The organism is uncultured Deefgea sp., from assembly GCF_947072475.1.
Lineage (GTDB): Bacteria > Pseudomonadota > Gammaproteobacteria > Burkholderiales > Chitinibacteraceae > Deefgea.
This window is the reverse complement of sequence record NZ_CAMTIA010000022.1, coordinates 1-21,843: the sequence shown is the minus strand read 5'-3', so window position 1 is coordinate 21,843 and position 21,843 is coordinate 1. Positions and strand designations below refer to the sequence as shown.

Below are 21,843 nucleotides of genomic sequence, written 5' to 3'. Positions count from 1 at the left end.
TGTCCTATCTGGCAACAGCGACATTCTTTTCAGTTAGCAACTGAAAATCCGGCTTAAAGATGGTCCAACAGACCTCGCCACTAAGGAGTCTCACCCAAATGAATGCACCTCAAGACAACTTGCAATTGACAGCTTGGCGCGGTTTTAGCGCTGGCGAATGGCAGAATAAAGTATTGGTTCGTGAATTTATCCAAGCGAACTACACACCATATGTGGGTGATGATTCTTTCTTAGCCGGCCCAACTGAACGCACCACGCAATTGTGGACTGAACTGTCAGTCTTGCTTAAAGAAGAACGCAAACGCGGTGTGCTCGAAGTTTCTGCACAATTTGGTTCAACCATCACCGCCCACGGCGCTGGCTATATCAATAAAGATTTGGAAACCATCGTTGGTTTGCAAACTGATGCGCCGCTACGCCGCGCTATCATGCCAAATGGCGGCTTGAAAATGGTTGAAAACGGCCTCAAGGCTTACCATTTTGAAATGAACCCAGAAATCAAAGAGATCTTTACTAAATATCGTAAAGACCACAACAACGCGGTATTTGATGTTTACACGCCAGAAATCATGGCTTGCCGTAGCTCGGGCGTCATCACTGGTTTGCCAGATGCGTATGGCCGTGGTCGTATTATTGGTGACTATCGCCGTGTGGCTTTGTACGGTGTTGATTTCTTGATTGCCGACAAAAAACGCGAAAAAACCGAACTCGATCACGTGCCATTCACTGAAAGCGTGATTCGCCTACGTGAAGAACTATCCGAACAAATCAAAGCGCTGACCGAACTCAAAATCATGGCCAAAAAATATGGCTTTGATATCGCTCGCCCTGCAAATACCGCACAAGAAGCAGTGCAATGGTTGTACTTCGGCTACTTGGCGGCAGTAAAAGAGCAAAATGGCGCGGCCATGTCGATCGGTCGTATCTCGACCTTCCTTGACGTGTACTTCGAGCGTGATATTGCCGAAGGCACTTTGAATGAAGCGCAAGCACAAGAATTGATCGACCATCTGGTGATGAAATTGCGTATCGTGCGTTTCTTACGCACGCCAGAGTACGATGATCTATTCTCAGGCGACCCAACTTGGGTGACTGAATCAATCGGTGGTACCGGTGAAGATGGCCGTACTTTGGTCAGCAAAACGAGCTTCCGTGTCTTGCACACCCTGTACAACCTTGGCCCAGCACCAGAGCCTAACTTGACCGTATTGTGGTCAACTGCCTTCCCACAAGGCTTTAAAGAATTCTGCGCCAAAGTATCGATCGACACTTCGGCGATCCAATACGAAAACGACGATTTGATGAAACCAAAATGGGGCGACGATTACGCGATTGCCTGCTGCGTTTCAGCGATGCGCGTTGGTAAACAAATGCAATTCTTTGGCGCTCGTGTGAACTTGGCCAAAGCCATGCTGTACGCGATCAACGGCGGCGTGGACGAAAAAACCGGTAAAGTGGTGGCCAAAGGCTTCACCCCAATTACTGGCGACGTACTTGAATACGACGAGTTGATGAGCAAGTACGACATCATGCTCGATTGGTTGGCAAGAACTTATGTGACTGCGCTGAACTCAATCCATTACATGCACGACAAATATGCTTACGAGCGTATTGAAATGGCCCTGCATGATCGTGACATCTTGCGCACGATGGCTTGCGGTATCGCCGGTCTATCGGTAGCAGCCGACTCATTGTCAGCAGTGAAACACGCTAAAGTGCACATCAAACGCAATGAAGCTGGTTTAGCCGTGGATTATGTGATCGAAGGCGAATACCCAGCTTACGGTAACAACGATGATCGCGCTGATGATATCGCGGTTTGGTTGTCGACTGCGTTTATGGAAAAAATCAAAGCGCAACCGGTGTTCTACCGTGAATCAATGCCAACTCAATCGGTATTGACCATCACTTCGAACGTGGTTTACGGCAAAAAAACCGGTAACACCCCTGACGGTCGTCGTTCAGGCGCCCCATTCTCACCGGGTGCAAACCCGATGAATGGTCGTGATACCAATGGCTTTATCGCTGCCGGTTTCTCGGTATCGAAAATTCCATACGAATCAGCACTGGATGGTGTGTCTTGGACTGCATCAATGACACCAGACGCTTTGGGTCACAACGCAGCAGACCGCGTGAAAACCTTGGCCGCATCGATTGACGGTTTGTTTGGCCCACACGGCGAAGAATGCTCAACTTGCATGACTACCGATGCGATTGATGAAAAAATGGATCAACTCTTCCATTTGAACATGAATGTATTGGACAAAGACACCTTGCTTGATGCGGTTGAACATCCAGAAAACTACCCGCAATTGACGATTCGTGTTTCAGGCTATGCGGTGAACTTTGTTAAATTGACTCGCGAACAGCAAATGGACGTGATCAACCGGACTTTCCACGCGAAGTGCTAAGAGTGCGTAGCGCCGCCCGTGATGCTGATTTTTGCGGTAGTTAAGATCAAGATCACGCAGGCGCGCTGCAGTTAATTCACATTCTTGTAGTGATGAATCATGGCAATATCCCAGCGGGGTATTGCCATACAAGCATCAGCCCATGATAACTACAAGCACATACCTAAGAGGACGGCATAATGGCTCAATTATTTCATTTGAACATGAATATCCTGAACAAAGAAACACTCGAAGACGCAATGGCCAATCCTGATAATTACCCACAATTGACCGTGCGCGTATCGGGCTATGCAGTGAACTTTGTTAAACTGACTCGCGAACAGCAACTTGATGTGATCAATCGCACGTTTCACGATAAGTGCTAACAGCAGAGTTATTGATGCTAGGCTGACGCTCTGCCTAGCTCAAACACGGATCGCAAGGCACGGCCTGCGGTCCGTTTTTACATTTAAAATAGCAAGACCCCAAAACTATAAAATCACTGGAAATCATCATGGCACTCGACAAACCTGCAGGCGAAATCGTCCCTGCCGCCTTTGATGCCGACGGCAATCAATACGGCTACATCCATTCCATTGAAACCGGCGCCGCCGTTGATGGCCCCGGCATGCGCTTTGCACTGTTTGTTAGCGGCTGCCAATTTCGCTGCTTGTACTGCCACAATCCCGACACTTGGAAATTGCACAACGGCAAGCAATACACTGTCGATGCCATCGTTGCTGAGATTGCCAAATACGCCAGCTTTTTACGCATCGCGGGTGGCCTGACTATTTCTGGTGGTGAGCCTTTAATGCAAGCGCATTTTGTCGGCGAGATTTTCCGCCGGGTCAAACACCAGCTTAAAGTACATACGGCACTCGATACCCAAGGCTTTTTGGCGGCGCACTTACCGGATGAATACTTCGAAAATATCGATTTGATCCTACTCGACATCAAGCAATTTGACCCGATCAAATACGAAGCGCTGACCAGCAAACCGCTGCAACCCACGCTCGATTTTGCTGAACGCATGATCCGCCTTAAAAAGAAACTGTGGATTCGCTACGTTTTGGTACCCGGCATTAGCGACGACGAGCAAGATGTTGCCGGCCTAGCCAATTACCTCAGCGAACTCGAACGCCAAGCCCCGGGCTTGATTGAACGCGTGGAAATTTTGCCCTTTCATAAAATGGGCGAAAACAAATGGGTTGATCTGGGAATGAAATACGAACTGACCGACACTCGCCCGCCAAGCCAAGAAATGGTCGAGCGCGTGCGCGCCCAATTTAGCGCCAAAGGTTTGTTTTGCTGTTAATCCCAGTAAACAACGGCTGTTTTTGATTAAAGCAGGCGAGCCTTAGCCTTTATTTTTAGAAAAACTAACTGCCAGCGTTCGCGCTGGCTTTTTTTTGGTCAAAATCAGATCAGTCAATCGAGAATTACACCGACTTAGGGTATATTAACGCTCAAATTACAGCAGGATTAAACCATGGCCGGAACTAGCCTTTTAGTATTACTCGATGACATCGCCGCCGTGCTCGACGACGTGGCGCTGATGACCAAAGTCGCAGCAAAAAAAACCGCCGGCGTATTAGGCGACGATCTCGCACTCAATGCTCAGCAAGTCTCCGGTGTGCGCGCCGAACGCGAACTGCCCGTCGTTTGGGCTGTGGCCAAAGGCTCATTCAAAAACAAACTGATTTTGGTGCCTGCTGCACTACTCATTAGCTTTATCGAAGACCAATTGCGCGCCAATGGCATCAATATTCCATTGATTATGCCGCTGTTAATGCTGGGTGGATTGTATTTGTGCTTTGAAGGCTTTGAAAAAATCGCCCATCCTTTTTTGCACACGCACGCTGAAGACGTCGCCGAGCATCAGGCATTGAGCGATGCAGTGAACAACCCCGCAATCGATTTGGTCGCGTTTGAGAAAGAGAAAATCCAAGGTGCAATTCGCACCGACTTTGTGCTTTCAGCAGAAATCATCGTCATCACCCTCGGTACCGTGGCCGCCGTCAGCTTTAGCAGCAAAGTCGCGGTGCTCACCGGCATCGCCATTATCATGACCGTCGGCGTGTATGGTTTGGTCGCCGCCATTGTGAAAATGGACGATGCCGGCCTTTATCTCAGCCAAAAACCCAACGCCAACGCCATTAGCCGCAGCATCGGTCGCCTATTACTCGCTGGCGCGCCAGTTTTAATGCGCGTGTTAGCCGTGGTCGGCACCTTGGCAATGTTTATGGTCGGTGGTGGCATTATCATCCACGGCATCCCCGTCATTCACCACCTTATCGAAGCCGCAGCCCACAGCACCAGCACCCTCCCCGCCATTGGCAGCGTATTGTCCACATTAGCACCGTCATTTCTAAACGCCATTGCCGGTGTGATCGCTGGGGCAGTGACATTAGTCGTCGTGACCATTATTGGAAAAACACTGGGCGCGTTTAAAAAATAAAGCCTGTGGCTATTTCTTATTTGGCGTTCGTTGATGGCGTTAAATTGCGGATAAGGGATAGCCAGTAATCGGCCGAAGCGGAAATTGAATTTGTTGGCGCTGAGCTTGCCAAGTCCAACAATCGCGGTAAACGTTGGGCTGCATTTCATTTAGCCCAACCTACTGGAAAAATACTTCGATTTAAAAAATAAAGTCATATAACAACGTGTGCTCAATAAATATTTATTTAACCTTTCCCTTTAACCTGACTTTTATACAAAAAAATCATGAATCATCTAAACCTAAATTTAATTAAGAAAATATTTCAATTTTTACTACTATTAGCCAGCATAATTTTCATTATTGCACATTTTGAAATAGACTCAACTCTTTCAAACTGGGTAAAAAAATATAAAACTGAATGTTTGCTTTTTTATTCCGTACTAATTACGGCATCTATTTTCAGTTTAATATCTAATTTATGCGGATGGATTATCTCTATAACTACTGAAAAATTTCAGCTACAACGTTTAGAAAAAATACTAAGAAATCTAAAGCCAGCTGACAAACTAATTCTTAATAATTTCATTACAAACAATGAACGTCAGATCTTTTTGGCACCTTCAAATCCAAGTATTGATTGGTTACTATCTTGTAAAATATTACATGACACTGGCGAAATTAAATCCGATCAAAAACGTGGATACAGAGTTGCAATATGGGCAAGAGACTACTTATCTAAAAATCCAAATTTACTCTACTAAGCACCGTAGCTCCGATTAGCGCAGCGTAATCGGAGGAATGGCATGCGTACGATTACGCTGCGCTAATCGTACCTACCTATATCATTGAGCATCTGCTTCGGGTCAAAAACACTCTATTACCAAGTTGCTAAGCCTGTATTACCCAACAAAAAACCGCCAAAATCAGGCGGTTTTTTTATTGTGTTCAAGCGAATTATTTATTCACTGTCGATGCATCAATTCGGCTGCGTTCATCCAAATTGATGGGCTCTTTATCCCACAATAAAGCGCGGCCGTCGATTTGGCCTTGTTTGAGTTCTGGGTTTTTTGCCAAAACATCTTCAATAAAATGGGTGTATTCAGAAACGTAGCAATTATCTTTGCCGAACATGGTGCTCTCCCGAGGTGATTTATTTTGCCGCCATTATAACTGAGCTGGCGAAGGGGCTGTGTGCTTTTGCTTGGTCGATGCGGTTATTGCCGCAGCATCTAGTTTTGGCCACACCATTTTTGCAGTAGGGTCGGCTTTAGCCGACTAGCTAAGCAGCCGACCCTAAAAAATCACGTTACATGCTTTCGGGATAACCCCCAAGCATCAGCTGAAATACGCTGCGCGACATTCCTATCAATCCGCCATTGCCTCTTCAAGCACTTCAATAAACCGCGCATTTTCAGCGGGCAAGCCAATCGACACCCGTAAGCTATTGGGCATGCCGTAGCCCGCCAATGGCCGCACAATCACGCCACGCTCGAGCATAAATTGATTGAGCATCCGCGCGTCGCCACAATGGAAAGTGACAAAGTTACCGGCTGACTCAATAAAGCTAATGTCCATTTGGCGAAATGCCGCAGTGATTTGCTGCATGCCTTGGTTATTGATCCGCACCGACTCTTGTAAAAAAGCCTCGTCGTCCAGCGCGGCGGTTGCTGCGGCTTGCGCCAAACTATTGACGTTAAACGCTTGGCGAACGCGATTGAGCATATCAATGATTTCAGGGCTGGCTAGCGCAAAGCCAACGCGTAAACCCGCTAAGCCAAAGGCCTTGGAGAAGGTTCTAACGACGATTAAATTTGGGAATTTTTTTAGCCATTCAATCGAATCACTACGTTTGGCGGCGGGTAAAAATTCGGTATACGCTTCGTCGAGCACCACCAGCACATGGCTTGGACATAACTCTAAAAACTCAATCAAATCGCCCGGGCGCGCCAAGGTGCCGGTGGGATTATTTGGATTAGCAATCCAAACGATTTTAGTGCTAGGTAAAATGGCGGCGCGCATGGCGTCTAAATCATGGCCGTAATCGAGCGATTTCACGCACAGTCCTGTCGCGCCCATGGCCTGTGTGGCCAAGGGATAGACGGCAAATGCATATTCGGAATACACCGCAGTATCACCCGCCTGCAAAAAAGCATGTGAGATCAGTTCCAGCACGTCGTTTGAGCCATTGCCCAACACAATTTGCTCGCTGGCCACTTGGTATTTTTCGGCAATTTTGGCTTTAAGCGCAAAGCCGTTCCCATCGGGATAGCGCGCTAAGTCGGCGATTGCTTGTTCAACTGCCGCGCGGGCTTTAGGCCCCATGCCCAGCGGGTTTTCGTTCGATGCTAGTTTAACGATCTGTGCGGGATCAAGCCCCATTTCACGCGCCAGTTCAGCGACCGGTTTACCGGGTTGATACGGCGCAATCGCGCGGATATATTCGGGGGCAAGCGTCAACATCGTCATCCTTAGTCGTTCAAGCTATCGGCCGTGGCAAGTTCATGGCCGAGGTTTAATTTTTTTGTCATGCGAAAGCTCGCTGGCAGCTTAAACATCGCCAAGCGCTGTACCGTCGACTCAACTAATACGTCAAAGCCATAGCGCTGATAAAAACGCACCGCAGCAGTATTGGCGCTGTCGACATCTAAATGCAGGCTAAAATAGCCTGCTTCACGGGCTGCCATACAAACCTGCGCCAACATCCGCTCGCCTAAATGCTGGCGGCGACAATCCGGATGAACGGCAATCGTGCGCAAATACCACGCGTTTTTGGGCACATGTGGGAATAAAAAATCCAGCTGCGATTGGCGATCTTGCAAAATCTGCAAGTCGAGCGCTAAAGCACCAATTTCAAATGCATCGCTCACTTGCAATTGCGCGCCAAAACCGGCTGAGTAATGAAACACCAAGGCAATGAGCTCATCGTCGCTATTGCGCAACACTTGCGCGTTGCGATGGCTGTAACTGCCGGTTTCAGCTTGCCAAAGCTGCGCTAAATTGAGCACCACCAGTTCGGGCGGCAAGGCAAACCAATAATCATAAAAAGGCGCATCGGACTGATAAATCAGTGCCGCAGCCCGCTTGGCATCACTGGGTAAAGCATGCGTTAAGTTTTCCACCATTCACCTGCGCGACGAGAAGGTTTACTTTGCAATAACTCGATCAGCTCGATGGGATCATTGGCGCACAGCAATTGAGCCGCATCACTGCCGCTCACAAAGCCCTCTTCTACCGCTTGTGCCACCATGATTTGCAATGGCGCAAAATAATTCGCGGTATTGAGTAGACCAACAGGTTTTTCGTGCAGACCGATTTGCCCCCAAGTTAAAATTTCAAATAACTCATCAAACGTACCAAATCCACCCGGCATGGCAATAAAGCCATCGGCCAATTCTGCCATCCGTGCCTTGCGGGTATGCATCGAATCGACAATCTCTAATTGGCTGCACGCGCCATACCCCAGCTCACGCTCAACCATAAACTGCGGAATCACGCCAATCACCTGACCACCGGCATCTAAACATGCCTCAGCGACAGCGCCCATTAAGCCAACATGACCACCGCCATACACCAAGGTTAAGCTACGCTCGGCCAAAGCGCGACCCAGTTGTTGCGCTTGGTGACGATAGATTTCTTTCGTTCCAAAGCGTGCACCACAAAACACCACGACTGATTTCATTGCATGCCTACCTAGCTGATTGAAATTGACGACACTACACTACGACGCCAACATCACCATTAAATGACAGCTTGTGGGTATGAACCCAAAACTTTCACAAAAGCGGCAACATCTTGCAAATCTTTTAACGCCGCTTGCAATGGTACATCGTCAATAAAGCCATCAACATCGGCAAAAAACACGTATTCCCACAGCCCAGTTCGACTTGGTCGCGATTCAAACTTACTCATCGACACGCCATTTCTGGCTAGCGGCTCGACCAAGGTATGCAAAGCACCGGGGCGATTAGGCGCTGAAATCACCAACGATGTTTTGTCTTTACCTGAGCGCGCCGCTTGCTGATAACCCAGCACCAAGAATCGGGTGGTGTTATTCGGTTCGTCTTCAATATTGACCGCGAGTTTATTCAGCGCGAATTTCTCCGCCGCCGAATCCCCGGCAATTGCGGCGCTGCTTGAGTCTAGGCTGGCTAAACGCGCGCCTTCGGCATTGCTGGCCACAGAAATACGCTCGACCTCATCACCCAGATGTTTATTAAGCCACTCATGGCATTGCGCCAAGCTTTGGGCGTGCGAATACACCCGCTTAATCCCCGCCATATCGGTGGTTTGCCGCAAGAAATGATGATGAATCCGTAGCACCACTTCACCGCAGATTTGTAGTGGTGTAGTCACCATTAAATCCAAAGTGCGCCCGACAGCACCTTCGGTGGAGTTTTCCACTGGTGCCACCACATAATCTGCACCGCGCGCCTCAACCACGCGAAACGCTTCGTCAATTGAAGCGCATGCCAAGGTCGATGCCGCATGGCCAAAATGCTTAATCGCCGCCGCTTGGGTAAATGTGCCTTCTGGCCCCAAAAAGGCGATGGTTAATGGGCGCTCAAGCGCCAAGCACGCCGACATGATTTCACGGAATAAGCGCGCGCAGGTTTCACCCGACAATGGCCCCGGATTGGTGTCTTTAATGCGAGTGAGCACTTGCGCTTCGCGTTCTGGGCGGTAAACCACGCCGCTGCCTTTGATTTCGCCGATCGTACGGGCATGCTGGGCACGTTGATTGATCAAAGCGAGAATTTGCTGATCAATCGCATCAATTGCATCACGGTGTTGTTTTAACAAATGATCTGACATGTCTAAAGCTCAGTAAGAGTGATTTAAAGCCTTCAGCGCGCCGCGCTTTAGCTGGCGTTTTATTCAGGTTTAAAGCGTGCGGCGTCAATAATCGACCATAAATGAATGATCCAACCGAGCAAAATAAACCAAAGTAGCGCAGCAGAAACAAACATCAACGCCGCCTTTAATACCCGACCTTGTAAGAGCTGCCCTAAGCCGGGAATAAAAAAACTAGCGAGTGCGGCAAGTACATTACCGCCAGAACCTGGACCGGCCATCGATTAACCCTTCATCTTTGCAAATTCATTCATATATTCGGCCAGCGCTTGGCAACCGGCCAATGGCATGGCGTTATAAATCGAAGCGCGCATACCGCCCACCGAGCGATGCCCTTTAAGCTGCAATAAATGCCGTGCTTCGGCCCCTTCGAGGAAGGCTTGATCGAGCTGTTGATCGGCCAAAGTAAATGGAATATTCATTCGCGAACGATTCGCCAACGCCGTTGGGCAATGGTAGAAGCCATTGGATGCATCAATTGCGGCGTAAATTACATTGGCTTTTTCGATGTTTTTCGCTTCCATCGCCGCCACGCCACCCTGCTGCAACACGTGCTTGTAGACCAAGCCCGCCACGTAAATACCAAACGACGGTGGCGTGTTATACATCGAGCCATTATCGGCATACGATTTGTAATTGAGCATGGTGGGTGTATCGCTGCGCGCCTTACCCAGTAAGTCGCTCCGAACGATACTCACTGCTACACCCGATGGCCCCATGTTTTTTTGCGCGCCAGCATAAATCATACCGAATTGGCTCACATCGAACGGACGCGACAAAATATTGCTCGACATATCACAAATCAGCGGCACGCCATTGGCTTGCGGAATGTGGTTAAACTCAACGCCGCCGATGGTTTCATTACTGCAGTAATGCAAAAATGCGGCATCCGGCGTGCGTTGCCAAGACGATTCATCCGGCACATAGCTAAAGTTTTTATCTTCACTGCTGGCGACAATATTCACGTTGGCGTAGCGGCTCACTTCTTTAATCGCCACTTTCGACCAATGCCCCGTATTCACAAAGTCCACCGTACTGCCGACAGGGGCGAAATTGAGTGGCAACATCGCAAATTGCAAATGCGCCCCGCCTTGTAAAAACAGCACTTTGTAGTTTTCAGGAATCGCCATCAGCGTGCGCAAATCGGCTTCGGCTTCAGCCAAAATTTGGCCAAATTCAGGCCCACGATGGCTCATTTCCATCACGCTCATGCCTGAGCCATGCCAATCGAGCATTTCGGCTTGGACTTGCAGCAATACTTCGTGCGGCAAAACCGCCGGACCAGAGGAAAAATTAAACACTTGAGTCATGAGCATTCTCTTAAAACAGGTAATAAGACAACGATTGAGGCTAGCAAAAGCGCGGAAAAACCCAGTCACTTTATTGGAGCTGCGCCGTGATTTGGTATTTTGCTGCCAGCCCAAATAAGCACACCAAGATATTTTGCGCTGAACTTTAAAAAGACTCGTGGTGAGTGTTAGCCGATTAGCTCAACAAGAAATGCGCCCGCGCCGTGGCGACGGGTTTAGATTCATCCTCTTGCCATGCGGTCATTAATACATTGGCCACCCGCTTGCCTTGGCGAACAATCTCGCAACGCGCGTGTAAATCCAAGGCTTTGGCCGAACGCAAATAATCAATCGAAAAGTCAATGACACGAGGAATGCCAGTGCTTTCTTGCGCCCACATTAAATGGAGTACGGCGGCGTTTTCTAAAAAGCCACCAATCACACCGCCATGAATGGCCGGCAATAGCACATTGCCGATATTGTGCTCGGCAAAAGGTAGGTAAAACGCAGGCCGACCATTTTGCTCAATCGCTTGAATCCCTAGCAATTTGGCATAGGGTATTTGATCCAAGGCTTCATTTAGATTAGCAAAGCAAGCAATACCCTCAGCCATTATGCAGATTCCTTGGTTGTTGCCATCCGCGCAAAAGTAGACACCGAATGCGCAATCGGCTTATCCGGATCGGCCTGATAAGCCGTGGCGCGCATAAATGCAATCGAATCAGTCAGGCGATAGCATTCAGCAGTGCAATACAGTGGTAAGTCGGGTTTGGCCGGCCGCAAATAGTCGATCCGGAGATCAAGCGTAGCGGCGGCTTCGGGCTGGTCGAGCAAGGTATATAGCGAAATCCCGCTAGCCGTATCAATCAATGAGGTCACAACGCCACCATGCAAAACGCGCGTTTCGGGGTTGCCGATCAACGCGGCTTTAAATGGCAATTTGAGCGTTACTTTACCGCGTCCTGCGGTAACCAATTCCAAGCCTAATGTTTTGCAATGCGGTAACGCCATAAACCATGGCGCAACTTGGGCAAAAAAATCAGGTGCTGCAACAGGTAACCACAGTCCGTTCATTGTTGGCCTTTATTCGCTAGGGGTTGCTGGATCAATATCGACTACGTCCGTTGGTGCCACTACAGCTTCTACAACGTCTGCAGCTTCTGCGCTCTCTTCGATCAACTCAGATTCATCGCCTTCAGGTTCGTCCACTTCAGCGACTATTTCTAAACCGGACAAATGTTCGCCCTCATCCAGATTAATCAAGCGAACACCTTGTGCCGAGCGACCTGTTTCCCGAATTTGGTTGACCTTAGTCCGGATCAGCACGCCACCGGTGGTAATCAACATCACGTCGTCCGACTCTTCAACCAAACTGGCGGCAACCAATTTAAAGCCGGTTTTTTCGGTCAAGTCCATCGCAATCACGCCTTGCGTACCACGGCTGGTATGGCGGAAGTCGCCCACCGGAGTGCGCTTACCATAACCGCCATCGCTGGCCGTCAACACCATTTGCTCGTCTGAATTGGCCACTAACAGCGAAATCACTTTTTGCCCTTCAGCCAATCGCATCCCACGCACACCAGCAGCAGTTCGACCCATAGCGCGAACATCACCCTCAGCAAAGCGCACCGATTTACCGGCATCAGAGAACAGCATCACTTGATCTTCGCCATGCGTCAGCGCTACACCAACCAAGTAGTTACCTTCATCTAGGTTGATGGCAATAATGCCGTTGCGTTTCGGACGAGAGAAGTCAGCCAATGAGGTTTTCTTCACCGTACCGTCAGCCGTAGCCATAAAGATATATTGATCTTGAACGAATTCTTTCACCGGCAAGATGGCGTTGATTTTTTCGCCCTCTTCCAGCGGCAACAAGTTCACAATCGGCTTGCCACGACTGGTTCGGCCGCCTTGTGGCAATTCATAAACTTTGAGCCAATACACGCGACCGCGTGAGCTAAAGCACAAGATATAATCGTGCGTATTAGCCACAAACAGACTGTCAATAAAGTCATCGTCTTTGGTTGCTGCCGCTTGCTTGCCACGACCACCACGTTTTTGTGAGCGATATTCGTCCACCGCAGTGGCTTTCATATAGCCGCCATGCGTCAACGTCACCACCATGTCTTGCGGGGTAATTAAGTCTTCGAGACAGAGGTCTTCGCCATACGCGATAATTTCAGAACGACGGGCATCGCCATAATTGGTTTTAACTTCCAGCATTTCATTGCGAATGATTTCAGTAACCCGTTCAGGACGCGCCAAGATATCGAGTAAATCGAGGATTTTTTCGACGACTTCTTTGTATTCAGCAATGATTTTGTCTTGTTCAAGCCCGGTTAAACGCTGCAAACGCAGTTCCAAAATCGCTTGAGCTTGCACATCTGAAAGGCGGTAGCCTTCATCCGATAAACCAAAGCAATCGAGTAAACCTTCTGGGCGTGACGCATTGGCATCGGCACGGGCCAGCATTTCACCGACTAAACCCGATTTCCAAACGCGGCTCATTAAGCCGGTTTTGGCTTCCGCTGGCGTTGGTGCCGCTTTAATCATCGCGATGATTTCGTCGACATTCGATAAGGCAACGGCCAAGCCTTCAAGTACATGACCACGATCACGCGCTTTACGCAGCTCATACACCGTACGGCGTGTAACGACTTCACGGCGATGCTTTAAGAAACACTCCAACACTTGCTTTAAGTTCAATAAACGCGGTTGACCATCAACCAGCGCCACCATATTGATACCAAAGCTGTCTTGCAGCTGAGTATGTTTGTAGAGGTTATTGAGCACCACATCGGCCATTTCACCGCGTTTGAGCTCAATTGCGACTCGCATACCCGATTTGTCTGACTCGTCGCGCAGGTCAGAAATACCTTCGATGGTTTTTTCGCGAACCAATTCGGCGATGCGCTCTAAAAGACGCGCTTTATTCACTTGGTACGGCAGCTCATCCACGATGATGGCTTGGCGATCGCCATTTTTGCCGCACTCTTCAAAATGAGTCCGCGCGCGCATCACAACGCGGCCACGGCCAGTGCGATAGCCTTCACGAACGCCGTGAATACCGTAAATAATACCGGCAGTTGGAAAGTCTGGCGCAGGAATGTAATCAATCAACTCATCAATCGTAAGCTCGCTATTGTCGAGCAAAGCCAGACTGGCATCGATCACTTCATTGATATTGTGCGGAGGGATATTGGTCGCCATCCCTACTGCAATCCCTGACGAGCCATTGACTAATAAATTAGGAATACGGGTAGGAAGGACAGTTGGTTCAAGTTCTTTTTCATCGTAATTGGGCGTGAAATCGACGGTTTCTTTGTCGATATCGGCCAAAAGTTCACTCGATATTTTTTGCAAACGACACTCAGTATAACGATAGGCCGCCGCGCGGTCTCCATCAATCGAACCGAAGTTACCCTGACCATCGATCAAGGTGTAACGCAAAGAGAAGCCTTGCGCCATCCGCACCAATGCCTCATAGGCAGCAGAATCGCCGTGTGGGTGATATTTACCCAACACATCACCAATCACGCGAGCACATTTAACGTAAGGGCGATTCCACACATTACTGCTTTCGTGCATCGCAAACAAAATACGACGGTGAACGGGTTTTAAACCATCGCGTACATCAGGCAACGCTCGTCCCACGATCACGCTCATGGCGTAATCGAGGTAGGAATGACGCATTTCCTCTTCGAGGCTGACGGGGATCGTTTCTTTGGCAAAGCTGAATTGTTCGTGCATTGATAAGGCCGGTTAGTGAAAAACGTAGGGACTATCAAAGCCACACTTAATTTAGAATTCAGTGTGGCGAAATTTTTAACTGTCTTTTGGAAACTTTGTTACAAATAAACACTGACTAGTCTCGTTTAACTATTCTATAGTTAGCATCAAGTTTACCACGTGGATGCCTCTGATCCAATTTTTGCGTAAATGGTGCTGTATTGCACTGTGCAATGTTACAAATTCTTTAAGGTTGCGCCAGTGCAAGCTTTTTATTTGCGTCAAATTTACCTAAGACAGTAGAATGGGTACTGGTACAGTATTATCGTTTACTATAACGAATAGTAAGTTACATTCATTTATTGATTTATAAACGGGGAATCCACATGCTGACAATCAAGCAAACTCTGACATCATTCGCTATCGTTGCTGCATTTGCTGCCGCTGGCGCTCAAGCCGCGACTGAAATCTACGTAACAAACAGCACCAACGTTTCTGAAGCAAACCCAGAAGGCGCTGTAAAGATTTCTGATGGTACTTGTGTACAAACTGGCTCTTGGACTGCTGAAGCAGCTAAGAGTGTTAAAGGTTGCCAAGGTTACGTTGCTCCAGTTGTTAAAGCCGTTGTTGCTCCAGTTGTTCCAGCTCCAGTTAAAACAACTAAAACATTCGAATTGAAAGCTGATTACTTGTTTGATTTCAACAAATCTACGTTGAAACCAGCGGGTAAAGATGCATTGGATACGCTGTTTACTGAAGTTCAAGCAATGGATCCTAAAGATGGTACTGCAGCCGTAGTTGGTTACACTGACCGCATCGGCTCAGACAAATACAATATGGTTCTATCTGAAAAACGTGCAAACACTGTACGTGACTACCTGTTGAGCAAAGGCGCTCCAGCAGACAAAGTAACTGCAGTTGGTAAAGGTAAAGCAGATCCAGTAACTGGCGATACTTGCCAACAAAAAAATCGCGCTAAATTGATCGAGTGCTTGGCACCAGATCGTCGCGTTGTTGTTGAAATCACCGGCACTCAAGTTGTTGTTAAGTAATTAGCATTCAATAATATTAAGCCCCGCCTCGGCGGGGCTTTTTTATTATTCAAACGGATAAGAGATTTGATAATGAACAAACTCCTTCAGCTGGTGTTAGTAGGATCAACCGCCCTAATACTTACAACAAAGCCTGTTTTTGCTGATAACGTATCAAAAATACAACAATACCTCAGTGGTACAATGTCACTAAATGCCAGCTTTACTCAAGACGTAACGGCTAAAAACAATAAAACTCAAACCTCAACTGGACAACTCAGCTTACTTCGTCCGGGTAAGTTTCGTTGGACTTACGAAAAGCCCTATCCACAAGAAATTATCAGCGATGGCAAACAAGTTTGGCTTTACGACGCCGACTTGGCACAAGTCACCATAAAACCGGTCGGCAAAGCCCTTGAGGCAAGCCCTGCTGCAATACTGGCAGGAGACAATAAACTGGAAACCAATTTCAACATCACAAATTTACCTAGTCGTGCGGGACGCGACTGGATTGAATTAATTCCCAAGCAAAATGACAGTAGTTTTGCTCGAATTCGGATCGGCTTTAGCGATAACAATTTAAACCTATTAGAATTAGATGATCATTTTGGGCAAACGACTAAAATACAGCTCAAACAGATCACTCGAAACCAAGCCATAGACAGCAAACAGTTTAATTTCACCCCCCCCACAGGGAGCGACATCATTCGTGAGTGATCTTTTTACCCGCAAAGCCATACAACCGCTTGCTGAAATATTGCGACCTAAGTCAATTGATGCCATTGTTGGGCAACAACACTTACTCGCTACGGGGAAGCCACTCGCTCTCGCTTTGGCGGGGGGCAAAGCGCATTCAATGATTTTTTGGGGGCCACCTGGGGTCGGAAAAACCACCTTAGCTCGTTTATTGGCCGACGCCTTCGATTGCGAACTCATTGCACTCTCTGCCGTTTTTTCCGGCGTAAAAGACATCCGACTGGCAATGGATGAAGCAGAACGAAATCAAAAACTCAATCGTCAAACTATTTTGTTTGTTGATGAAGTCCATCGCTTTAATAAGTCGCAGCAAGATGCATTTTTACCCTTTGTGGAATCAGGGCTGATTACTTTTATTGGCGCTACGACTGAAAACCCCTCGTTTGAAGTCAATGCGGCATTACTTTCTCGTGCCCAAGTCTATGTTTTAAATCCGCTCAATGAACATGAACTCACACAACTAATAACAAGAGCCCAAGCGCACATCACCCCCGCACTCACAATCTGCGCAGATGCAATTCCGGTTTTAGTTGATCTGGCTGATGGCGATGGACGACGCCTGCTCAATTTATTTGAACAAGCCAGCCAAGCCGCACACACCAGCAACAGAACAGACATAGACGCAGCATTTTTAAGCGAAGTGCTTAGCATAGGCAGCCGTCGTTTCGATAAAAATGGCGATCATTTTTATGATCAGATCTCAGCCTTGCATAAATCAGTACGGGGCTCAAGCCCTGATGGTGCGCTCTACTGGCTAAGCCGAATGCTCGATGGCGGTGCCGATGCGCGATATTTAGCGCGCCGAATTGTTCGCATGGCCTGGGAAGACATCGGGCTTGCTGATCCTCGTGCAATGCAAATCGCCAACGATGCTGCTACGACCTATGAAAGGCTAGGCTCGCCAGAAGGCGACCTAGCCCTCGCTCAGGCGGTTATATACTTAGCCATTGCGCCAAAATCCAATGCCGGTTATCTCGCTTACAAAGCAGCAAAATCACTAGTCAAACAAGATAAATCTCGTGAAGTACCTTTGCATTTACGTAATGCGCCAACCCCATTAATGGCCGAATTGGGGCACGGCCATGCATATCGCTATGCGCACGATGAAGATGAAGCCTATGCAGCCGGCGAAACTTACCTACCTGACGGCCTCGATAAAATTCAATTTTATCAAGCAAGTTCACGAGGGCTAGAACAAAAAATAAGCGCCAAAATGGCTCATCTTGCTGAGCTTGATGCAATCTGGCTAGAAAAAAATGCCTCGATAAAAAAACCATTGAGTAAGTAGATTTATCCATTGATTCACCTATAACTTGCATAAACTGAATTCATTACTATAGTTCTCAGCACACAACATTCTAGGAATAGCACGAAAGCCGTACATCCAACAACAACACAAACTAAATGCAAAAAATCAAGCCAGAAACCTTGTTAATTATTACTTATAATTAACAAGCCATAACTGTAAAATTAAAAGATCGGTAAGCAATGTAATCCACTATCGATTATTTTGGCGTTTTATCTCCTTTGTGCTGGTCTAGTCATCATTTTAGGCTGGTACATTTCTATCCATGAAAGTGAAAGGTAAATATTATGACCACAGTTGAACGCAATGGTGAACGCGCACTGACGGCACCACTAGCCACACCAACCGACCTTGGTGCAAATGCCACACGTGATATTACGGCCGCTATGAACTTAATTTTGGCCGATGTTTTTGCGCTTTATCTAAAAACCAAAAATTTTCATTGGCACGTGAGTGGACCACACTTTCGCGACTACCATCTGATGCTCGACGAGCAAGGTGACGAGCTCTATGCAATGACCGATCCAATTGCTGAGCGCGTACGGAAAGTGGGCGGCCGAACACTCACCTCGATTGGGCATATTGCACGCACTCAGCGTGTTCTAGATAATGATGCTGAGTATGTACAACCCTTGGATATGTTGGCCGAGCTGTGTGACGATAGCAAAAATCTTGTTGCTCGTTTGCGCGAAGCACACAACGTATGCGATGAATACCACGACACAGCGACAGCTAGCTTGCTAGAAGAATGGATTGATCAAGCAGAGCGTCGTACATGGTTTCTATTTGAATCAAGCCGCCGAGGTTAATGAGCGCCACGCTTCGTTTTATGCCATACAATAAAAAATGCGGCATCAGAAATCATCTGATGCCGCATTTTTATTGCAACAAAAATAAGCAATTCTTACAACAACGCCAGATAGCCAAGCGCCGTAATACTAGCAAAATCGCGCAATAGGCTTCGAGCCAAGCATGCCTTGGTGTAAAATCAGCTCACCCTATTTCAGTGACCCATAAAATGCTCGATATCCAACTTTTACGCACCGACCTTGCTGCAGTGACCGCTCGTTTAGCCGAACGAAAGTTTGTGCTGGATGCACTGGCATTCCAAAAACTGGAAGATGCACGCAAAATATTGCAAACGCAAATGCAAGACTTGCAAGCCAAACGCAATGCCTCTTCCAAGCAAATTGGTGCAGCCAAGGCCAAAGGTGAGGACGTAAGCCTCATTATGGCAGAAGTCGCCAGTCTGGGTGATGAGCTAAAAGCAGCAGAGCTGGCTTTCGCCCAACTCGCCGAACAACTCAATACATTACTGCAATTGATTCCAAACTTACCTGATGAATCGGTTCCCGCAGGTAAAGACGAAACCGACAATATTGAAGTCAGTCGTTGGGGAACACCGCGCGCATTTAATTTCGAGATTAAAGACCATGTTGATTTAGGCGCACCACTGGGCCTCGATTTTGAAACTGGCGCAAAACTATCTGGCAGCCGCTTTAGCCTACTGCGTGGATCAGTGGCTAAACTGCATCGCGCCCTCGCGCAATTTATGCTCAACACGCACAGCAATGAGCATGGCTATGAAGAAATGTACACGCCCTACATCGTCAACGACTCGGCACTCTTTGGCACCGGCCAATTACCCAAGTTTGCCGAAGACATGTTCAAAGTTACTCGAGGTGGTGACGAAGAAGGTCATGTAGATCAATATCTGATTTCAACTTCTGAAATCACCCTCACCAATACCGTCGCTGGCGATCTACTTAAATCTGAGCAACTGCCAATCAGGCTAACAGCCCATTCACCTTGCTTTCGCTCTGAAGCCGGTTCTTACGGTCGTGACGTACGTGGCTTGATTCGCCAGCACCAATTTGACAAAGTCGAAATGGTACAAATTGTTCATCCGGATCATTCTGATGACGCACTTGAAGAACTCGTAGGTCATGCAGAAAAAATCCTGCAACTACTCGAACTGCCATACAGAAAAGTATTACTTTGCACTGGAGATATGGGCTTTAGCAGTCAGAAAACCTATGATTTAGAAGTTTGGCTGCCCGCACAAAACACCTTTAGAGAAATCTCAAGCTGCTCAAATATGGGTGCATTTCAAGCTCGCCGCATGCAAACACGCTTTAAAAACGCGCAAGGCAAAAATGAACTGGTGCACACATTAAATGGTTCTGGCCTAGCGGTCGGTCGTACTTTAGTCGCCGTCCTTGAAAACTACCAAAATGCCGATGGCTCAATCACCGTCCCTGCGGTTCTGCGCCCTTACCTCGGCGGCCGAGAACGATTAAGCGCCTGATTTTAGCCAATACCACAAAAGCGCACGCCGACGTGCGCTTTTTTTGCGCCGTGCGCCAAGGTCCGCTACTCTGTAGACTCAATCACCCTATCTGGCACTGCTTATGAATATGACCAGCATATGGCTTACGCTCGCTGTTGCACTGTGTATTCTTGAAATATTCTCAAGCACATTTTATATGATCGCCATTGCCATTGGTTTTCTTGCTGGCGCCGCAGCGGCCGCCTTCAAACTCAGCCTGTCATTGCAAATTGGCATGAGTGCACTTTTTGCACTCATTAGCGCTTTTATTATTCGACACTGGAAACTGACTCACTTACAAAACAAAAACAGTGGCATCGACAATGAAATTGGCCAGCGCGTCAGTATTGAAGCTTGGCAGGATGAAAATCATGCCCGTGTTCGCTACCGAGGCAGCCAATGGAATGCCGTTCTCGCCCATGATTGTCAACGCGGGCATGACATCCATTGGTACATCAGCGCCCAGCACGGCGCCACGCTGGAAATATCAAACAAACAGCCACTTTAATCACTCAAGGGAAACGTTATGCCATTTGAATTCACCTTAATACTTCTCATTGCAGTCATCATCTTTATCGCAAAAACATTCAAAATCGTCCCGCAGCAAAGCGCACTCATCATCGAGCGATTAGGTCGATTTCATGCGGTACTTGCACCAGGATTAAATTTTGTCATTCCTTTTGTAGATCGTGTGGCCTACAAACATTCACTCAAAGAAATCCCTCTCGATATTCCCAGCCAAGTTTGTATTACTCGCGACAATACACAACTACAAGTTGATGGCATTTTATACTTTCAAGTGGTTGATCCAAAAATGGCGTCCTACGGCACGTCAGACTTTGTAATGGCCATCAGCCAACTGGCACAAACCACTTTACGCTCGGTCATCGGTAAGCTTGAAATGGATAAAACCTTTGAAGAGCGTGATGATATTAATCGCACCGTTGTCGCAGCACTGGATGAAGCCGCCACCAGCTGGGGAGTCAAAGTCTTACGCTACGAGATCAAAGACCTTACCCCGCCACAAGCAATTTTGCACTCAATGCAACAGCAAATCACCGCAGAACGTGAAAAACGCGCCCGCATTGCCCAATCAGAGGGTGTTAAGCAAGAGCAAATCAATTTAGCAACAGGGCAAAGAGAAGCTGCAATTCAAAAATCACAAGGCGACATGCAAGCCGACATCAACCAATCAGAAGGTGAGCGTCAGGCACAAATCAATCGCGCAACAGGTGAAGCAGAGGCACTGCGCTTAGTGGCACATGCCACCGCAGAAGCCGTTGCCGTCGTCGCGAAAGCCATCGAGTCACCCGGCGGACTGGAAGCGATTAATTTAAAAGTCGCCGAACAATACGTCGCTGCGTTTGGCAATATCGCCAAAACCAGTAATACGATGCTTCTCCCGAGTAATGCCGCCGATGTCGCAGGAATGGTTGCTACCGCGATGAGTGTTGTGAAAGCAGCAAACAAAGAAAAAACAAACTAAAGTAAATGCACCAACGCAGGAGCTTACTCATGGCTGATGAAAAATTTCGTTTAGTAACCCGCAGTGACTTTGATGGTCTGGTTTGTGCTGTATTACTCAATGAACTTGATATGATTGACGATATTTTGTTTGTTCATCCCAAAGACATGCAAGATGGCAAAGTCCCGATCACTAATCGGGACATCACCACCAATCTGCCCTATGTTGCTGCGGCGCATTTAGCTTTTGACCATCAT

General features: G+C 47.8%; 22 protein-coding genes and 1 pseudogene. 13 read left to right on the top strand and 10 right to left on the bottom strand.

Annotated elements, in window-relative coordinates:
- Positions 1-98: 98 nt before the first annotated feature.
- From pflB to Q0V82_RS09075, 5 genes are all read left to right on the top strand, one after another.
- Positions 99-2,411, top strand: coding sequence for a formate C-acetyltransferase (pflB, locus tag Q0V82_RS09095; protein WP_297574903.1), 2,313 nt, complete (start codon positions 99-101; stop codon positions 2,409-2,411).
- Between the two features lie 176 nt (positions 2,412-2,587).
- Positions 2,588-2,776: a glycine radical domain-containing protein gene (locus Q0V82_RS09090; RefSeq protein WP_374758537.1), complete on the top strand. Its 189-nt coding sequence runs from the start codon at positions 2,588-2,590 to the stop codon at positions 2,774-2,776.
- 128 nt (positions 2,777-2,904) lie between these two features.
- Positions 2,905-3,705, top strand: coding sequence for a pyruvate formate-lyase-activating protein (pflA, locus tag Q0V82_RS09085; protein WP_297574899.1), 801 nt, complete (start codon positions 2,905-2,907; stop codon positions 3,703-3,705).
- A 174-nt stretch (positions 3,706-3,879) separates the two neighbouring features.
- Positions 3,880-4,848 (top strand): DUF808 domain-containing protein, encoded by a 969-nt coding sequence (locus tag Q0V82_RS09080; RefSeq protein ID WP_297574896.1) that lies wholly within the window; start codon positions 3,880-3,882, stop codon positions 4,846-4,848.
- A 266-nt stretch (positions 4,849-5,114) separates the two neighbouring features.
- Positions 5,115-5,591: a super-infection exclusion protein B gene (locus Q0V82_RS09075; protein ID WP_297574894.1), complete on the top strand. Its 477-nt coding sequence runs from the start codon at positions 5,115-5,117 to the stop codon at positions 5,589-5,591.
- A 193-nt stretch (positions 5,592-5,784) separates the two neighbouring features.
- On the opposite strand, the gene Q0V82_RS09070 is transcribed toward Q0V82_RS09075, so the two are convergent.
- The 10 genes from Q0V82_RS09070 to gyrA form a co-directional block, all read right to left on the bottom strand.
- Positions 5,785-5,961, bottom strand: coding sequence for a DUF3460 family protein (locus Q0V82_RS09070; protein ID WP_173531898.1), 177 nt, complete (start codon positions 5,959-5,961; stop codon positions 5,785-5,787).
- 234 nt (positions 5,962-6,195) lie between these two features.
- Positions 6,196-7,290: a histidinol-phosphate transaminase gene (gene hisC, locus Q0V82_RS09065; protein ID WP_297574891.1), complete on the bottom strand. Its 1,095-nt coding sequence runs from the start codon at positions 7,288-7,290 to the stop codon at positions 6,196-6,198.
- A gap of 8 nt (positions 7,291-7,298) precedes the next feature.
- A complete protein-coding gene (locus Q0V82_RS09060) occupies positions 7,299-7,952 on the bottom strand; it encodes an N-acetyltransferase (RefSeq protein ID WP_297574889.1) in 654 nt (217 codons plus the stop codon).
- Entirely contained in the window at positions 7,937-8,509 is a 573-nt protein-coding gene (locus Q0V82_RS09055) for a TIGR00730 family Rossman fold protein (RefSeq protein ID WP_297574887.1), read from the bottom strand. Before Q0V82_RS09055 ends, Q0V82_RS09060 begins: the two co-directional genes overlap by 16 nt.
- A gap of 59 nt (positions 8,510-8,568) precedes the next feature.
- Positions 8,569-9,642, bottom strand: coding sequence for a prephenate dehydratase (gene pheA, locus Q0V82_RS09050; RefSeq protein ID WP_297574885.1), 1,074 nt, complete (start codon positions 9,640-9,642; stop codon positions 8,569-8,571).
- Between the two features lie 59 nt (positions 9,643-9,701).
- Positions 9,702-9,902, bottom strand: coding sequence for a DUF6677 family protein (locus Q0V82_RS09045; RefSeq protein WP_297574883.1), 201 nt, complete (start codon positions 9,900-9,902; stop codon positions 9,702-9,704).
- Between the two features lie 3 nt (positions 9,903-9,905).
- Positions 9,906-10,991, bottom strand: a complete 1,086-nt coding sequence (gene serC / locus Q0V82_RS09040) for a 3-phosphoserine/phosphohydroxythreonine transaminase (RefSeq protein ID WP_297574881.1) — start codon at positions 10,989-10,991, stop codon at positions 9,906-9,908.
- A gap of 175 nt (positions 10,992-11,166) precedes the next feature.
- Positions 11,167-11,583, bottom strand: coding sequence for a PaaI family thioesterase (locus Q0V82_RS09035; protein WP_226763734.1), 417 nt, complete (start codon positions 11,581-11,583; stop codon positions 11,167-11,169).
- Positions 11,583-12,044, bottom strand: coding sequence for a PaaI family thioesterase (locus tag Q0V82_RS09030; RefSeq protein ID WP_297574879.1), 462 nt, complete (start codon positions 12,042-12,044; stop codon positions 11,583-11,585). The genes Q0V82_RS09035 and Q0V82_RS09030 overlap by 1 nt, the downstream gene beginning before the upstream one ends.
- A 9-nt stretch (positions 12,045-12,053) precedes the next feature.
- Entirely contained in the window at positions 12,054-14,720 is a 2,667-nt protein-coding gene (gene gyrA, locus Q0V82_RS09025) for a DNA gyrase subunit A (RefSeq protein ID WP_297574877.1), read from the bottom strand.
- A 365-nt stretch (positions 14,721-15,085) separates the two neighbouring features.
- Between gyrA and Q0V82_RS09020 the strand changes: the two genes are divergently transcribed.
- From Q0V82_RS09020 to Q0V82_RS08985, 8 genes and pseudogenes are all read left to right on the top strand, one after another.
- Complete coding sequence (locus tag Q0V82_RS09020; protein ID WP_297574875.1) at positions 15,086-15,751, top strand: OmpA family protein; 666 nt, start codon at positions 15,086-15,088, stop codon at positions 15,749-15,751.
- Between the two features lie 72 nt (positions 15,752-15,823).
- A complete protein-coding gene (gene lolA, locus Q0V82_RS09015) occupies positions 15,824-16,447 on the top strand; it encodes an outer membrane lipoprotein chaperone LolA (protein WP_297574873.1) in 624 nt (207 codons plus the stop codon).
- On the top strand, positions 16,440-17,774 hold the full coding sequence (locus Q0V82_RS09010) for a replication-associated recombination protein A (protein ID WP_297574871.1): 1,335 nt from the start codon (positions 16,440-16,442) through the stop codon (positions 17,772-17,774). The genes lolA and Q0V82_RS09010 overlap by 8 nt, the downstream gene beginning before the upstream one ends.
- A 305-nt stretch (positions 17,775-18,079) precedes the next feature.
- Complete coding sequence (locus Q0V82_RS09005) at positions 18,080-18,601, top strand: Dps family protein (protein WP_297574869.1); 522 nt, start codon at positions 18,080-18,082, stop codon at positions 18,599-18,601.
- A gap of 209 nt (positions 18,602-18,810) precedes the next feature.
- Entirely contained in the window at positions 18,811-20,100 is a 1,290-nt protein-coding gene (gene serS, locus Q0V82_RS09000; protein ID WP_297574867.1) for a serine--tRNA ligase, read from the top strand.
- A gap of 103 nt (positions 20,101-20,203) precedes the next feature.
- The gene (locus tag Q0V82_RS08995) at positions 20,204-20,629 is read left to right on the top strand and encodes an NfeD family protein (protein WP_297574865.1); all 426 of its coding nucleotides are present in this window, start codon (positions 20,204-20,206) and stop codon (positions 20,627-20,629) included.
- A gap of 18 nt (positions 20,630-20,647) precedes the next feature.
- Positions 20,648-21,607: an SPFH domain-containing protein gene (locus Q0V82_RS08990; RefSeq protein ID WP_297574863.1), complete on the top strand. Its 960-nt coding sequence runs from the start codon at positions 20,648-20,650 to the stop codon at positions 21,605-21,607.
- Between the two features lie 29 nt (positions 21,608-21,636).
- Positions 21,637-21,843: pseudogene (locus Q0V82_RS08985) on the top strand (exopolyphosphatase); the annotation flags it as partial.

Bases quoted from the DNA above. Each gene is read 5' to 3' on its own strand.
- pflB (WP_297574903.1), top strand. From the start codon at position 99: ATGAATGCACCTCAAGACAACTTGCAATTGACAGCTTGGCGCGGTTTT.
- pflA (WP_297574899.1), top strand. From the start codon at position 2,905: ATGGCACTCGACAAACCTGCAGGCGAAATCGTCCCTGCCGCCTTTGAT.
- Q0V82_RS09080 (WP_297574896.1), top strand. From the start codon at position 3,880: ATGGCCGGAACTAGCCTTTTAGTATTACTCGATGACATCGCCGCCGTG.
- Q0V82_RS09075 (WP_297574894.1), top strand. From the start codon at position 5,115: ATGAATCATCTAAACCTAAATTTAATTAAGAAAATATTTCAATTTTTA.
- Q0V82_RS09070 (WP_173531898.1), bottom strand. From the start codon at position 5,961: ATGTTCGGCAAAGATAATTGCTACGTTTCTGAATACACCCATTTTATT.
- hisC (WP_297574891.1), bottom strand. From the start codon at position 7,290: ATGTTGACGCTTGCCCCCGAATATATCCGCGCGATTGCGCCGTATCAA.
- Q0V82_RS09060 (WP_297574889.1), bottom strand. From the start codon at position 7,952: ATGGTGGAAAACTTAACGCATGCTTTACCCAGTGATGCCAAGCGGGCT.
- Q0V82_RS09055 (WP_297574887.1), bottom strand. From the start codon at position 8,509: ATGAAATCAGTCGTGGTGTTTTGTGGTGCACGCTTTGGAACGAAAGAA.
- pheA (WP_297574885.1), bottom strand. From the start codon at position 9,642: ATGTCAGATCATTTGTTAAAACAACACCGTGATGCAATTGATGCGATT.
- Q0V82_RS09045 (WP_297574883.1), bottom strand. From the start codon at position 9,902: ATGGCCGGTCCAGGTTCTGGCGGTAATGTACTTGCCGCACTCGCTAGT.
- serC (WP_297574881.1), bottom strand. From the start codon at position 10,991: ATGACTCAAGTGTTTAATTTTTCCTCTGGTCCGGCGGTTTTGCCGCAC.
- Q0V82_RS09035 (WP_226763734.1), bottom strand. From the start codon at position 11,583: ATGGCTGAGGGTATTGCTTGCTTTGCTAATCTAAATGAAGCCTTGGAT.
- Q0V82_RS09030 (WP_297574879.1), bottom strand. From the start codon at position 12,044: ATGAACGGACTGTGGTTACCTGTTGCAGCACCTGATTTTTTTGCCCAA.
- gyrA (WP_297574877.1), bottom strand. From the start codon at position 14,720: ATGCACGAACAATTCAGCTTTGCCAAAGAAACGATCCCCGTCAGCCTC.
- Q0V82_RS09020 (WP_297574875.1), top strand. From the start codon at position 15,086: ATGCTGACAATCAAGCAAACTCTGACATCATTCGCTATCGTTGCTGCA.
- lolA (WP_297574873.1), top strand. From the start codon at position 15,824: ATGAACAAACTCCTTCAGCTGGTGTTAGTAGGATCAACCGCCCTAATA.
- Q0V82_RS09005 (WP_297574869.1), top strand. From the start codon at position 18,080: ATGACCACAGTTGAACGCAATGGTGAACGCGCACTGACGGCACCACTA.
- serS (WP_297574867.1), top strand. From the start codon at position 18,811: ATGCTCGATATCCAACTTTTACGCACCGACCTTGCTGCAGTGACCGCT.
- Q0V82_RS08995 (WP_297574865.1), top strand. From the start codon at position 20,204: ATGAATATGACCAGCATATGGCTTACGCTCGCTGTTGCACTGTGTATT.
- Q0V82_RS08990 (WP_297574863.1), top strand. From the start codon at position 20,648: ATGCCATTTGAATTCACCTTAATACTTCTCATTGCAGTCATCATCTTT.